Source organism: Mycobacterium gordonae (assembly GCF_001417955.2).
Taxonomy (GTDB): domain Bacteria; phylum Actinomycetota; class Actinomycetes; order Mycobacteriales; family Mycobacteriaceae; genus Mycobacterium; species Mycobacterium gordonae_B.
In genome coordinates this window covers 1-14,056 of sequence record NZ_LKTM01000342.1, presented here as the reverse complement: position 1 = coordinate 14,056, position 14,056 = coordinate 1, and the positions used below count along the sequence as shown (strand labels likewise).

Genomic DNA, 14,056 nt, shown 5'->3' with positions numbered 1-14,056 from the left:
CGTGCCCCCGGCTCCGGCGCCGCGCACCCGCGACTACGACGCCTTCTTGTCGTATACGCGTCACGACCGCCAGGCCGCCGCCGGCATCCAGCAAGGGCTGCACCGCATCGGGCGCCGGCTCGGCCAGCTTCGGGCGCTGCGGGTGTTCCGGGACGACACCGACCTGACCGTCAGCCCCGATCTGTGGGGCAAGATCACCGACGCGCTGGACCGGTCCCGCTTCCTGGTGGCGGTGCTCTCGCCCAAAGCGGCCGAATCCTATTGGGTCAACCGGGAAGTCAGCTACTGGCTCGAGCGCGGCGGACGCGACCGGCTGCTGCTCGTGCTCGCCGGTGGCCAATTGAGTTGGGGTGCCGAGCATCAGCGGTTTGATCCCGAGGTGTCGAACGCCGCGCTGCCGGTGCTGACCGAACCCGGTGTGCTCCCGGCCGAGCCGTTCTTCATCGACGTCAGTGACAACGCTCCGTGGAATCCGCACGCGGCGCTGCTGCGGGAGAAGATCACCGCTCTGGCGGCACCGATCCACGGCGTGCCCAAAGACCAGCTGGCCAGTGACGATCTGCGCGAGCGGCAGCGGTTCCGCCGCCTGCGGGCAGCCGCGATCGCGGGGATGGCGGTGCTGACGGTGCTGGCCGTGCTCGCGGCGGTGTTCGCCGTCGTCCAACAACGCGAAGCGGTGCACCAGCGTCAACAGGCCTTGCGTCAGCGCGACCAGGCGGTGTCGCTGAAGCTGACCTCGCAGGCTCAGACGATGCTGGCCGGCATCGCGCCCGGCGGTGACGTGCGGGCGATCCAGCAGATACTCGCCGCCCCGGTGATCGCGCCCGCCACCGAACTCGGCGCTCTGCTGGACACGCTGGTCGCGCGGCGCAGCACCCTGAAGATCTTTCCGCTGGCCCCGTCCTCCGGCGTGATGGCGCTGAGCCCGGACGGCCGGCGCATCGTCTCGGCCAGCGACAACATGCTGCGGTTGTGGGACGCCGGAAGCGGGGCGTCCCTCGGGGCACCCCTGGTCGGCCACACCGAAGCCGTGTCGAGTGTCGCCTTCACCCCCGACGGAAGCCGGATCGTCTCGGGCGCTCGCGACGACACGGTGCGGATCTGGGACGCCGCCACCGGCGCGCCGGTCGGGACCCCGCTGGCCGGGCACACCGACGCGGTGTCCGGAGTCGCCGTCAGCCCGGATGGTCGCCATATCGTGTCGGGCAGCTGGGACAAGACCGTGCGACTGTGGGACGCGGCGACCGGCGCCCCGATCGGCTCGCCTCTGCTCGGGCACACCGACCAGGTCACCTCAGTCGCCTTCAGCCCGGACGGGCGACGAGTCGCTTCGGGCAGCACGGACAACACAGCGCGGCTGTGGAACGTCGCAACCGGCACCGCTGCCACACCGCCATTGACCGGCCACACCGACGACGTCGTCGACGTCGCGTTCGGCGCCGATGGGCGCCGCCTTGCCTCGGCAAGCTGGGACGGCACCGTGCGGCTATGGGACGTCGGCACCGGAGCCCCGGTGGGCGCGCCGTTGGTCGGGCACACAGACCAGGTGCTCAGCGTGATGTTCAGCCCAGACGGGCAACGTATCGCCTCCGGTAGCGCCGACGACACGGTGCGATTGTGGGACGCCGGGACCGGCGCGGCGATCGGCGCGCCGCTCAGCGGGCATCGCAACCCGGTGTTCGACGTCGAATTCAGCCCGGACGGGCGGCGCATCGTCTCGGGCAGCAACGATGACACCGTCCGGTGGTGGGACGCGAACATCGACGCGCCGCTCGGCCTGGCTCTGACCGGTCACACCAGCGGCGTCGAGAGTGTGGCGTTCAGTCCGGACGGGCGGCGGATCGCTTCCGGTAGCACCGACGGCACCGTGCGATTGTGGGACGCCGGCAGCGGCGCCCCGATCGGTGCACCCCTGACCGGGCACACCAACAAGGTCACCAGTGTGGTGTTCAGTCCCGACGGAACACGCATCGCCTCCGGCGGTGACGACAACACGTTGCGACTGTGGGACGCCGCCACCGGCGCGCCGGTCGGTGCGCCCCTGACTGGGCACACCAGCGCCGTGACCAGCGTGGCGTTCAGCCCGGACGGGCGGCACATCGCCTCGGGGAGCACCGACAAGACGCTGCGGTTGTGGGATGCCGCCACCGGCGCCGCGGTCGGCAATCCCTTGACCGGGCACACCGGCTTCGTCGAGGCGGTCGCGTTCAGCCCGGACGGGCGGCGCATCGTCTCCGCGGGCTGGGACAAGACACTGCGGCTGTGGGACGCGCAGACCGGTGCACCCGTCGGTGGGCCGTGGACCGGACACAGCGCACCCGTGCGCGGTGTGGCGTTCAGCCCCGACGGGACGCGTGTGGTGAGCGCCAGTTGGGACAAGACACTACGACTGTGGAACGCGCTCACCGGCGCGCCGATCGGTGCGCCCCTGACCGGCCATACCGAGGTGGTGCGGGCGGTGGCCTACAGCCGGGACGGGCGGCACATCGTTTCCGCCAGCGCCGATCACACCGTCCGCTTGTGGGATGCGGGCACCGGATCGGCGGTCGGCTCCCCGTTGACCGGTCACACCGGGGTGGTCACCAGTGTCGCGTTCAGTCCCGACGGCCGCCGCATCGCCTCGGGCAGTCAGGACCAGACGCTACGGGTCTGGCCGGGACCCACGGCGTGGCCAGAGTTGTTGTGCGACAAGATCACTGCAAACATGAGCAACCGTCAGTGGCGGGACTGGGTGTCCCCGGATATCGGCTACCGCACGGTGTGCCCGGGTCTTCCTATAGCACCCGATTAGCTTCTGGCGGCGCCGGTTTCCTGCAGCAACGTCACCGCGGAGGCGCGGGAGATCTTCCAGCCGCCCTGGTTGACGAACGTGAGGTTCTGGGTCACCGGAGTCAGTTTGGGGCCCCAGATCATGACATCGGCCGACACCGTGTTCGCGCCGGTGGACACGATGTTGGTCACCGTGGCCTTCAGTGGCAACTCGCCATGTGCCACAGCCTGTTTGAGACGGCTATCGGCCAGGTGAGCTTCCATGGGGCTGATGCCGCCCTCAACGAGATGGCTCTTGTCCGAGAACGGCACGTTGGGATCCTGCAGGGCATTCAGTAGGTCGAATAGTTGGCTGGCAGTTGGTAAGTCGGCTGCCGGGTCGAGTGGCAGCGGCGTCCCGAACGCGACGGGCGCAATCCGGGGGGTAATCGCGCCGGCAGGCCAACCGCAGGTCAAACCAGCGGCTGCTGAAACCACCACGACGGCTGCGGCGAAACGTTTTGCTGGCACGCTCCGATCCTAAACCCGACCTGATCAGGCGTAACGCTTTCGGTAGACGCAGCTCGAGTGTGGGGAGATGCGAATGAGACAACCGTCAACCTTTCGTGCTGCTGTCGCCAGAGTTCATGCCGCGCCGGCGACAGCTGTGACCGTGCAATCGATGTCCGCGGGAAGATGATGGGTGGCCACCACGACCGTCCTGGTGGCGGGCATCAGTTCGCTGTCGCCTGACAACAACTCCGACAGGATGCGGTCGGAGTCGGCCGCATCGAGGTGTTCGGTGGGCTCGTCGAGCAGCACGATCGACGCGGGGGAGACCACCGCCCGGGCCAGCAACAACCGTCGACGCTGGCCGGCCGAAACCGCCTGAGCCCCCGCGGTCAGCACGGTGGACAGGCCGTCGGGCAGTCCGGACAGCCACTCACCCAGACCCACCAATGTCAGGGCCGCGGTGAGCTTGTCGTCGTCGCAGTCGCCGCGGGCCACCAGCAGGTTGTCCCGGACCGTGGTGGCGAAGATATGGGCGTCTTCGGCGAAGAAGCTCACAACGCGGCGCAATTCGTCTTCCCGGATCCGTTGCACGTCGACTCCGTCCAGGGTCACCTGTCCCTGGACGGGCGGCAGCAACCCGGCCATCGTCATCAGCAGCGTCGTCTTGCCCGAGCCGCTGGGGCCGGTCACGGCCATCCTCGCGCCGGGCGGCAGGTCGATTGTGGCGTCATGGGTGCGGGTTGCCCCGTGGCCGGCTGTGACGCGCGCGAACAGCCGCCCCGACGGCCTTGGCAGCGGAACCATCTCCGTGCCGGTCTCGGCCACGGGCGGAGCCAACTCCAGCAGACGGCGTGCCGCAATCCGCGACCTGGTCAACTGCACCGCAGCGGCGGGGAGCGCGCCGGTGGCCTCAAATGCCGACAGCGGCAACAACATCAGTACGGCCAGTGTCGTCGGGGCAGCGGTGGGCGCCATCCCCAACGCGGCCACCACGGCACCGATCACGCTGACTCCGACAGCCGCGGTCGGTACGGCCTCGGCGACGGCGGCCGGCCTGGCGGCGGCGTCCAGCGCGGTGCCCCAATAGCGTTGCTGTCGTTGCGATTCGGCGATGAGATTCGGCAAAGCGCCGGCGACGCGCAATTCGGGCGCATGTTCGAGTGCCAGCATGGCCGCGGTGTCCCGCTCCGAATGATGCTGGCGGGCAACCGCTTCCTGCGTTGCGGCAGCCCGTCCCGCCAGCCAGGGCGCCACCACACCGGCCGCGAGCAGACATACCGCCAGCACCGCCGCCGCGGGCAGCGAGATGAATCCGACGACCACGACGGCCGCCACCGACAGCACGGCCGCGACACCGATCGGTACCAGTGCCCGCACCAGGACGTCGGCCAGCGCATCGACGTCGGCGCCGACTCGGGCAACCAATTCCCCGCTGTGCAGCCGGACTGCACTCGCGACGGGTCCGGTGGCCAGCCGGTGATAGATCTGCGCACGTGCCGCGCCGGCAGCCCGCAACGCCGCATCGTGGGTGACCAGTCGCTCGCAGTAGCGCAGGACGCCACGGGAAATCGCGAAGGTGCGCACGGCGACGACCGCGACGGACAGGTCGAGCACGGGCGGCATCTGCGAGGCGCGGGTAATCAGCCACGCCGATATTCCGGCCAGCGCGAGCGCGCTGCCCAGCGCCAGCACTCCCAGCGCGATGGCGCCCAGCAGGCGGGGGAGTCGGGGCCGCAACAGGTCTGCGGCGTTCAGGAGTTGATCAGACCGGCGCACAGAGCGCCTCATTCCCGGCGACCACGTGGACAACCCGGTCGCCGATGGCAACCACGGGCTCGCGGTGTCCGACGACCACCACCGTCGCGCCGGCGCGGGCGCGCGCGGCGATGGCCGCCAGCACCCGTTGCTCGGTGTCGGTGTCCAGGTGCGCGGTGGGCTCGTCGAGCAACAGCACCGGCGCCGGCGAGCCCAGAGCTCGTGCCAGACCCAGCCGTTGGCGCTGCCCGAGCGACAGCCCCACACCTCCGCGCCCCAGTCCGGTGTCCAGCCCGGCCGGTAACTCGGCCAGCACCGTATCGAATCCAGCCGCCCGGCAAGCACTCTCGAGGTCATCGAGCGCGCCGAACAGCTCCAGGTTGTCCTGGACAGTGCCCGGTATCAGCACCGGTCGCTGGGCCAGCCATGAGACCTGGCGCCACCATTGAGCCGGCTCCAGCTCGCCGATGTCGACTCCGGCCACGGTGACACGCCCCGAGGACGGCGTGGTGAGACCGGCGATCACCTGCAGCGTCGTGCTTTTGCCTGCGCCGTTGCGTCCGGTCAGTACGGTCACCGTGCCGGGCTCGATGACCGCGTCGAGGTGCTGCGGCGAGTAACCGTCCCGCCCGGCCACGCTGAGGTTCTCGATGCGGATCTGCGCCCCGCGTGCGCTGACCGTCCGGGCTTGGGGAGCCGCAGGCGCCGGCTCGCCGATGAGGGAGAAAGCTTTGTCGGCTGCGGCCCTGCCATCCTGTGCCGCGTGGTATTCCACCCCGATGCGCCGCAGTGGCCAGTACACGTCCGGCGCCAGAAGCAGCACGGTCAGCCCGACGGTGAGGCTCATCTCGCCGAACACCAGTCGCAGGCCGATGCCGACCGCAACCAGCGCAACGCCCAGGGTGGCCAGCAATTCGAGCACCAGGGCCGACAGAAACGCGATCCGCAGGGTTGCCATCGTCGAACGGCGATGGGCGGCACTGAGTTCGGCGATACGCTGCTCGGGCCCCGACGCGCGGCCCAGGGCACGCAACGTGGGAATGCCGGCGACCAGGTCCAGCAGGCGGGATTGCAGCGTGGTCATGGCAGCCAGCGAGGCCGCTGATCGCTGCGCCGTCGCCAGGCCGATGAGCACCATGAAGACCGGTATGAGCGGCAGCGTGATCAGCAGGATCAGCGTCGATTTCAGGTCGTAGCACGCGATCACGGCTACGGTGGCGGGCGTCAGAATGGCGGCCAGCAGCAGGGTGGGCAGGTACCCGGTGAAGTAAGGACGCAGGCCGTCCAGCCCGCGGGTGACCACGACCGCAGCGGCGTCACGCTGGTTTGCCAGTTCGCTGGGCTGACGGGCGGTCACCGCGGTCAGCACCTGGCCGCTGAGGTCGGCGATCACCGCGCTGGCGCCCCGCTGTCCCAGCCGCGCCTGCAGCCAGTGGGTGACGGTTCGAAAAGCCCACAGCGCCAACAGGATCGACAGTGGACCCAGCCAGCTGCGCAGGTTACGTGTGGAAGGATCCGTGGCCACCCGCGCGACGGTGCTTCCCAGGACGATCGCCGACGCGATTGCGCAGCCGCTGATCACGACCCCGCAGGCCACCTCGGCGGCCAGAAACCGACGCAGCGCGCCCGATGCCCGCCACAGTCGTGGGTCCAGCGGTGCCCGAGAGCCTTTCTCGCTCAGGACGGGCGCCTGGTCAGACCGATCGACGGCGGTATTCCGTCAGCCGAGATGCGTTGCCGGAAGACCCAATACGTCCAGCCCTGGTACACCACCGTCAGGGGCGTCATGATCGCCGCGACCCACGTCATGATCTTGAGCGTGTAGGGCGTCGACGAGGCGTTGTAGATCGTGACGTTCCACTGGCTGTTCAGCGTTGACGGCACCAGGTTCGGGAAGAGCGCGCCGAACAACAGCACCACCACGCTCGCCACCACCAGCAGCGCAGACACGAAGGCCCATCCGTCGGATGCCTGCCGCCACGCCAGCAGCACCGCCACCAGCTGGGCGACCACTGCCACGCCCAGCACCGCCCAGGTCCAATCCTTGCCGTAGGCCAGTTGCGTCCAAACCCCGAACCCCGCAACGAGTGCGGTGGCCGGCAGTGAGAACCAGCGGGCGAACCGGTGGGCGTCGTCGCGGATGCCGCCGGCGGTTTTGAGAGCGACGAACAGTGCGCCGTAGAACAGGAACAGCGCGGCGGTGGCGACGCCGCCGAGCAGGGTGTAGGGGTTGAGCACATCGCCGATCGACAGGTTGACCTGACCGTCGGCGTCCACCGGCAGGCCTCGCACCAGAATCGCAAAAGCCGTTCCCCACAGGATCGCGGGCAGCCACGACCCGACCGCGATGCCGAAGTCGGCCCAGCCCCGCCACTTGTTGTCGTCGACCTTGCCGCGCCACTCGATCGACACGATGCGCAGGATCATGCCGAACAGGATCGCCAACAGCGGCAGGTACAGCGTCGAGAACACGGTGGCATACCAGCCCGGGAAGGCCGCGAACATCGCCGCGCCGGCGGTGATCAGCCAGACTTCGTTGCCGTCCCACACGGGGCCGATGGTGTTCAGCGCGGCGCGCCGGTGCGCTTCCCGGTCGCCCTTGCTCACCCGCGCAAACGGCTCCATCAGCATGCCCACCCCGAAGTCGAACCCTTCGAGGACGAAGAAGCCGAGGAACAGCGCCGCGATCAGGCCGAACCACAACTGTTGAAGGTTCACGTGTCAGCTCCTTTCGGGCTCTGTCAGTAGGCGAAGGACAGGGTCTTGACCTGCTCTTGATCGGAGTCCTGGTCCTCGGGCGGTGGTGCGGCCGGTTCGGCGTCGTGCTCCTGCGGCCCTTCGGCGATGTAGCGCTTGAGCAGCCAGAACCAGATGACCGCCAGCACCGCATAGACCAGGGTGAAGGTGGCCAGCGAGGTGACGACCATGGCGAACGTGTTGTGTGAGACGCCGGCAGCGACCGTCAGGTGAACGTTCTGGTCTCCGGTGGGGTTGGGCGCCACAATCCATGGCTGCCGGCCCATTTCGGTGAACACCCAGCCGGCGATGTTGGCCAGGAACGGAGTCGGGATGGTGAGCAGCGCGAACCGGGCGAACCACCGCTGGTCGGGAATCCGCCCACCGCGGGTGAGCCACAGCGCCAGCAAGGCGAACAACACCGGGATGGCCAGGAACCCGATCATCGCGCGGAAGGACCAGTAGGTGACAAACAGGTTGGGGCGGTAGTCATTCGGCCCGAAGCGCTGCTCGTAGTTCTTCTGGATGTCGCGCACGCCCTGCAACGTCACGCCTTCGGTCTTGCCTTCGGCGAGGAAAGGCAACACGTAGGGCACCTCGATGACCCGGGTCAGCGCGTCGCAGTTGTTCTGCCGGCCGACGGTCAGGATGGAGAAATCCGGATCAGTCTGGGTGTCGCACAACGATTCCGCCGACGCCATCTTCATCGGCTGCTGTTGGAACATCAGCTTGCCCTGGTGGTCGCCGGTGAAGAACAGGCCGACGGTGGCCAGCAGCACCACCCAGCAGCCCAGCGCGGTGGCGGGCCGGTACATGGCCCGGGTCCCCGGGTCGACCGTGGTGGTCTGCGACCGGACCAACCACCACGCGCTGACGGCGGCAACGAACGTGCCCGCCGTCAGCAACGCGCCCGTGACGGTGTGGCTGAACGCCGTCAGACCGGTGTTGTTGGTCAGCAGCGCCACGATGCTGTTCAGTTCGGCCCGTTTGGTTTCGGGGTTGTAGTGCACGCCCACCGGGTGCTGCATGAACGAATTGGCCGAGATGATGAAGAACGCGGACACGTTCACCGAGATCGCGACGATCCAGATGCAGGCCAGGTGCACCAGGCGCGGCAACCTGCTCCAGCCGAAGATCCACAGACCCAGGAAGGTGGATTCGAAGAAGAACGCGAGTAGGCCTTCCATGGCCAGCGGAGCACCGAAGACGTCACCCACGAACTTCGAGTACTCGCTCCAGTTCATGCCGAACTGGAATTCCTGCACGATCCCGGTCGCCACCCCGATCGCGAAGTTGATCAGGAACAACTTGCCGAAGAACTTCGTCAGCCGGTACCACGCGACGTTGCCGGTGGCCACCCACGCCGTCTGCATGATCGCCAGCAGTGGGGCCAGGCCGATGGTCAACGGCACGAAAAGGAAGTGGTAGACGGTCGTGATACCGAACTGCCACCGCGATATGTCGACGACGTTCATCTGTTTACTCCCGAGGGTGCATCTACGACAGAGTGTAGTAGTTGTGGCTGGCCACCGCTAACTTCAGTGAATCGGCGGACTAATTACCTGAGGTTCTGGGATGCCTTGCGGATACCGAAGGCCGACACGATCTCGAACACGCCGATGACGATGCACCAGACGCCGACCACCAGAGCCAGGGTGATGATCGACTCGAACGGGGAGGCCATCACCACGATTCCGGCAAGCAGGCTGATCACGCCGATGAAAATCTGCCAGCCGCGGCCGGGCAGAGCCGGATCGCTGATGGCCGAGACCGTCGTCGCGACACCTCGGAAGATGAAGCCGACCCCGATCCAAATGGCAAGCAGCAGAACGGCATTGCCGAAATGCCGAAACGCCAGCACGGCGAGGATCAGTGACGCCGCGCCGCTGATGAACAGCAGAATGCGGCTGCCCGCGGAGACGTGCAACGCGAAGGCGAAGGCCACCTGCGCGGCGCCGGTGATCAGCAGGTAGACGCCGAACGCGACGGCGGCGACCAGCACCGACATACCTGGCCACGCCACGATCACGACGCCGACGACCAGTGACAAAACGCCCGAAATCAGCGTGGTCTTCCAGAGATGGGGCAACAAACTCGGGGCAGGCAACGTTGCGGAACTGTTTTCCATGAGCACCAGTGTGGCGCATGTGGTGGTTCGGCCGATAGGGGCTTTTGACCTCAGACGTGCGCGGCTTCGGCGTCCTCAGTCCGCAGGTCCGCGGCCTCCTCCGGCGTCTTGCGACCGACCAGATACCAGGTGCGCATCACGCCTTTGCCTTTGACGTCGATGTGGCCGCGCTCGCGCAATACGAAATCGTCCTTGAGGCGTTCATAGACTTCGTCGGGAACCTGAATCTGGCCGACCGAGTCGGTGGATTCCATCCGGGACGCCACGTTGACCGCGTCACCCCAGACGTCATAGAAGAAGCGCCGCGAGCCCACGACGCCGGCCACCACCGGGCCGGTCGCCAGGCCGACCCGCAGCGGAACCGCACGGCCGTGCGGGTCCTTGAGCGCGGCCGCGACGTCGGCCATGTCCAGAGCGAAGTTCGCCAGAGCATGGACGTGGTCGGGCCGGGGCCGGGGAACGCCGCTGACAACCATGTAGGAGTCGCCGCTGACTTTGATCTTCTCCAGCCCGTGCTTGTCCACCAGTTCGTCGAAGGCGCTGTACAGGCGATCCAGGAATTTGACCAGCTCGGCCGGCGGTGTGCTGCTGGCGCGCTCGGTGAAACCGACGATGTCGGCGAAGAGCACCGAGGCTTCGTCGTACTTGTCCGCGATGACGCGTCGCTCTGGTTCTTTGAGGCGTTCGGCGATGCTCGCGGGCAGCATGTTGGCCAATAGCGCTTCCGAGCGTTCGTACTGGTCTTCCATCGCCGCCTCGGCCCGTGCGGTGTCACGCAGGGCGAACCAGACAGTCACCACCACCACGACACATGCCGAGAGGGTGGTGATGACGAAGCCTGTCGTCTGCGCCCAGGGTGGCTGCAGGCCGGTGTCCCGGGGGATCAGCAGCTCGGCGGTGATGACCAGAGCGGCGGACAGCGCGGCCAGGAAGCCGGCCAGCACGATGTGCTCGATACCCAGCACGAGCACCACCAGACAGGCACCGACCAGGAAGAACAGTTTGGCGCCCGAGCCGGTGCCGACTTCCCAGCAACTGGCGAAGACCGTGGTGTACGCCGTGAAGATGAACGTCAGCGGCGCCACCAGCTCCCCGAAGCGGTGCAGCAACGGAACGATCGCAAAGATCAGCATGGCGGCGATGTTGATCCAGAGGACTTCCCAGATCCACGAGCCCATGAAGAACTGCACGCCGATAAAGCTGGCGCTGACCACGACCGACATCCAGGCCGCGATATTGAGAATGCGCGCCCGGCGAGCGGCACTGGCGGCGTAGTGCTGCCGCAGGTCGCGAGCCGGCGAGCGGACGGCGGCGACACAATCCGGCCGGCGTTGCACGCCGTCCGCGCCGGCCGATCGGGCTCCGCATCTCTTCGCGCCCACGGGTAAAGCCTAACTGTTGACCTCGACAAACGAGCGGTCTTGCCGTCCCGGGTGTTACACCGGCGTCAACAACGAGGATCGTCGTGGGCATTCCCGTGCCGACGGTGAGACTCGCGGAGCAGTCGCGAGGCCGAACCGTGCGACCTGCGGGTGGTGATGTGCCCTCGGTGAGATTCGAACTCAAATCGCGCGTTGCTGTGACCTCGGCCAACGCCGTCAACAGGCTGATCAACAGCGGTTTCGACGTGAGCGCTGAACAATCCAGATGAACGCTGATTAGCTAGGAATGTAGCCAAATGTAGCCACGTCGATCAGCTGTTCGGTGGCGCTTGCGCGAGATGGGCTGAACGCGTTGCGGCTAACGAATCATCCCGTGTGCCCACGCGGACACGGCGCTAAGCCGTACGCGTAGATGCTCGTGTTCTATCGGCGTGGCTGAGCCCGAAAGCCATGCTTTTACATGGGTCAGAGAGATGAAGGTCGTGAGATCGTAGCCCTGCTGCAGGTTGCTGTTTAGCCGTTCTTGCTCGGGAATGGGCCTTGCCCATGGGTCGAATGCGCGTTTGGCCACTGCATCAGCGAGTTCAGATGCGTTCTCATCAGCCGAGTCTTGAGCTCCGGATCTGTTAGATGCCGCTGCAGCGGCGAAAAACTCGTGGGGAGGATGAGCATGGCCGGAAACAACGCCCCAGGGCAGGTATAACGTCAGTGGGGCGCCGACGCCTAGGTTGGCGATGCTTACAAGGTCCTGCAGGGTCGGATCCGGCCGCTCGTACCAGTCGATTGACAGGCTGATGGGTGAAAGGCCATCGGGGGTTGGCTGGTTTTCGTCGGTATGCGAAGTGTCGTTGTTGCTTTCGTCCGTCGTGCTCACCTACGCCGCACCAACCAGTGGGCCGCGCCGAGGCGACGTGGCGGCGATCATGCTCGTATCCAGCGAAGCGGTACGGGAGTTCACGGCCACGACCGACCATATGAGCCGACTTCGGAGTTCCGAATCAATGACCGCATGATCCGCAAGGCAAGGGTAGCTGACTTCCTCGGCGCCTTCTTCAAGCTGAACCTTCTGAGCATTCAGCCACTCGGCCACGTCATGCCACAGCCACAGGCCCTTACCCGCGAGATGAACCGGTCGCGGAAAATCCTTCCGGCGTTGCCCACGGATCCAATGGTCAATAGTCTGCCGCTCCATCCCGGTCCGTTCGGTGACATCGGCGCGGGTGACCAGGTCGGGATAGCTGCGCTCTACATACCAGCCGCATTCATGTAGCACAGTGATAGCCGCCCTGGCGGCGTCCAACGCTGTAATCCCTGGCGTTAGGACGGTTACAAGATTTAACCCGTTGTGGGACTCAACCACTGCATCCAACCGTAGATTGAGCAGATCGATCCTGGGGTCGGCAGGTCCGTCGAGTTCTGGGACGACGAACATCCACTCAAAAACCTGTTCGTCTGGCATACCCCAAGGATGCGTTTACCTCCCAGGTGTTGTCAATCCGCAACAGCGGAGAGAAGCGTCACTGAAGGCCCATCAGTTCGTGCTGGTCAGGGCATCGATTCACCGACCTGCGGATCGTCTTGGCCTTCCAAGTCGGATTCCGGGGTGTGCCGTCGACGCGGATGAACGGATTTCGCCCGCCACATGGGCAGTAAAGAGCAAACGCGTGTCCTTGCTTCCGCAATCGGAACTGCTTTTCGTCGATGGCCCATTGGACGACTGCAAATATGTCTTTGTGCAGCACGCGGCGAGCGTCAGCTAGGTCCGCATCTTCCCACGCCACCTGAAGGATGATGCCAGTAGAGAGCGACGACCCTGGGGACATGTCGGTGTAACGGGGCATGATCGATCCCGTGCCCGGTTTCGACATCACGTCAATATTGGATTTCGACCCACCGCGATATATCTGCCCGGCGTGTCGTGGTCTGATGCGATGTACCCAAACGACGTTCCATAAGAACCGCCCAAACGAGGAAGCGTGCCGCGTCTGTGCCGTCAAGTACGACGTGGCTATCGAGCTGGAAGGCGATCCGCACTGGAGGCCGGAATGGAATGTCAGTACTCACGATTATTTCAAGCAAAACGGACTGCTGCTCGATCACGCGGACTTGCTGAGTCACGCGACCACGCTCGCTAAAGTCGTCCGCGAGTCACGTGGCAGTAAGGTTCGGCCACGTAGAGACCCTTGGCCAACGATGCGTACGTTCTTCGAAGTCGTTTCTCGTGCCAAGTATTTCGTCCATTTCTGCAGCTACGGCATGAGTCACCAGCTGATCGGCGCACTGAAGATGGCCAGCATGCGAGTGCCGGTCTACGGATTCGCCTCGAATGTGGAGCCCAGCACTCGCGTCGAGTTGACCGAATATCCAACCGAAGCGCCGGGGCTGATTGCCAAAGTCATCCCGACTGAGCAGAACATCTACGACGCTCCGCACCAGAAGCTGCTCATTGTCGATGGGCTAGTGGCGTTCAAGGGGTCAGCCAACTTGACCATGGCGGGGTTGCGACGTGCCGACCGTGGGCTCGATCTCTCGGAGACCGTCACCGACTACGCCGAGATCACCGAACTCAATAACACGCTCTTTGCTCCGATCTGGAGAAAGATCACTGCACCCGAGGACGTCTTTAGTCGCCCTCGCATTTCCGATTGGTGATTAGGGACCGGGACATGTATTCCGCCACCTGGCCGTAGCCTTGCTCACCTTCGAGGTCGCCGGGTCGGAACTTGTCAAGGCGGATGAGTCCATCGGGTGTTAAGCGGCGGTCGTGTCGGCCTCCTGGGCTGGTGGGTTGATC

Annotated in this window: 10 protein-coding genes and 1 pseudogene; 2 read left to right on the top strand and 9 right to left on the bottom strand. The window is 66.0% G+C overall.

The annotated features are described in order from the left end of the window. The first annotated feature begins 1 nt into the window (after position 1). Positions 2 to 2,791, top strand: coding sequence for a TIR domain-containing protein (locus AO501_RS24770; RefSeq protein ID WP_055580231.1), 2,790 nt, complete (start codon positions 2 to 4; stop codon positions 2,789 to 2,791). On the opposite strand, the gene AO501_RS24765 is transcribed toward AO501_RS24770, so the two are convergent. From AO501_RS24765 to AO501_RS24730, 9 genes and pseudogenes are all read right to left on the bottom strand, one after another. Then, positions 2,788 to 3,279 (bottom strand): hypothetical protein, encoded by a 492-nt coding sequence (locus AO501_RS24765; protein ID WP_055580230.1) that lies wholly within the window; start codon positions 3,277 to 3,279, stop codon positions 2,788 to 2,790. The two genes, AO501_RS24770 and AO501_RS24765, sit on opposite strands and share 4 nt — an antisense overlap. A gap of 114 nt (positions 3,280 to 3,393) precedes the next feature. Beyond that, the gene (cydC, locus tag AO501_RS24760) at positions 3,394 to 5,037 is read right to left on the bottom strand and encodes a thiol reductant ABC exporter subunit CydC (RefSeq protein ID WP_231752603.1); all 1,644 of its coding nucleotides are present in this window, start codon (positions 5,035 to 5,037) and stop codon (positions 3,394 to 3,396) included. Positions 5,038 to 5,040: 3 nt separating this feature from the next. Next, positions 5,041 to 6,613 (bottom strand): annotated as a pseudogene (gene cydD / locus AO501_RS24755) (thiol reductant ABC exporter subunit CydD); the annotation flags it as partial. Positions 6,614 to 6,693: 80 nt separating this feature from the next. After that, entirely contained in the window at positions 6,694 to 7,734 is a 1,041-nt protein-coding gene (gene cydB, locus AO501_RS24750; RefSeq protein WP_055580227.1) for a cytochrome d ubiquinol oxidase subunit II, read from the bottom strand. 23 nt (positions 7,735 to 7,757) lie between these two features. Then, positions 7,758 to 9,227, bottom strand: coding sequence for a cytochrome ubiquinol oxidase subunit I (locus tag AO501_RS24745; protein ID WP_055580226.1), 1,470 nt, complete (start codon positions 9,225 to 9,227; stop codon positions 7,758 to 7,760). A gap of 83 nt (positions 9,228 to 9,310) precedes the next feature. Next, the gene (locus tag AO501_RS24740) at positions 9,311 to 9,880 is read right to left on the bottom strand and encodes an HdeD family acid-resistance protein (protein ID WP_156452767.1); all 570 of its coding nucleotides are present in this window, start codon (positions 9,878 to 9,880) and stop codon (positions 9,311 to 9,313) included. A 50-nt stretch (positions 9,881 to 9,930) separates the two neighbouring features. Next, positions 9,931 to 11,262, bottom strand: coding sequence for an adenylate/guanylate cyclase domain-containing protein (locus tag AO501_RS24735; protein ID WP_055580225.1), 1,332 nt, complete (start codon positions 11,260 to 11,262; stop codon positions 9,931 to 9,933). A 358-nt stretch (positions 11,263 to 11,620) separates the two neighbouring features. Then, positions 11,621 to 12,136 carry a hypothetical protein gene (locus AO501_RS37410; RefSeq protein WP_156452766.1) on the bottom strand — a complete coding sequence of 172 codons (516 nt, stop codon included), beginning with the start codon at positions 12,134 to 12,136 and terminating at the stop codon, positions 11,621 to 11,623. Next, positions 12,137 to 12,721 (bottom strand): helix-turn-helix transcriptional regulator, encoded by a 585-nt coding sequence (locus tag AO501_RS24730; RefSeq protein WP_055580224.1) that lies wholly within the window; start codon positions 12,719 to 12,721, stop codon positions 12,137 to 12,139. A 380-nt stretch (positions 12,722 to 13,101) separates the two neighbouring features. Between AO501_RS24730 and AO501_RS37405 the strand changes: the two genes are divergently transcribed. Continuing rightward, complete coding sequence (locus AO501_RS37405; protein WP_156452765.1) at positions 13,102 to 13,914, top strand: hypothetical protein; 813 nt, start codon at positions 13,102 to 13,104, stop codon at positions 13,912 to 13,914. The last annotated feature ends 142 nt before the right edge of the window (positions 13,915 to 14,056 follow it).

Coding starts and splice junctions, on each gene's coding strand:
- AO501_RS24745 (WP_055580226.1), bottom strand. CDS start 9,227: ATGAACGTCGTCGACATATCGCGGTGGCAGTTCGGTATCACGACCGTC.
- AO501_RS24740 (WP_156452767.1), bottom strand. CDS start 9,880: ATGGAAAACAGTTCCGCAACGTTGCCTGCCCCGAGTTTGTTGCCCCAT.
- AO501_RS24730 (WP_055580224.1), bottom strand. CDS start 12,721: ATGCCAGACGAACAGGTTTTTGAGTGGATGTTCGTCGTCCCAGAACTC.
- AO501_RS37405 (WP_156452765.1), top strand. CDS start 13,102: ATGATCGATCCCGTGCCCGGTTTCGACATCACGTCAATATTGGATTTC.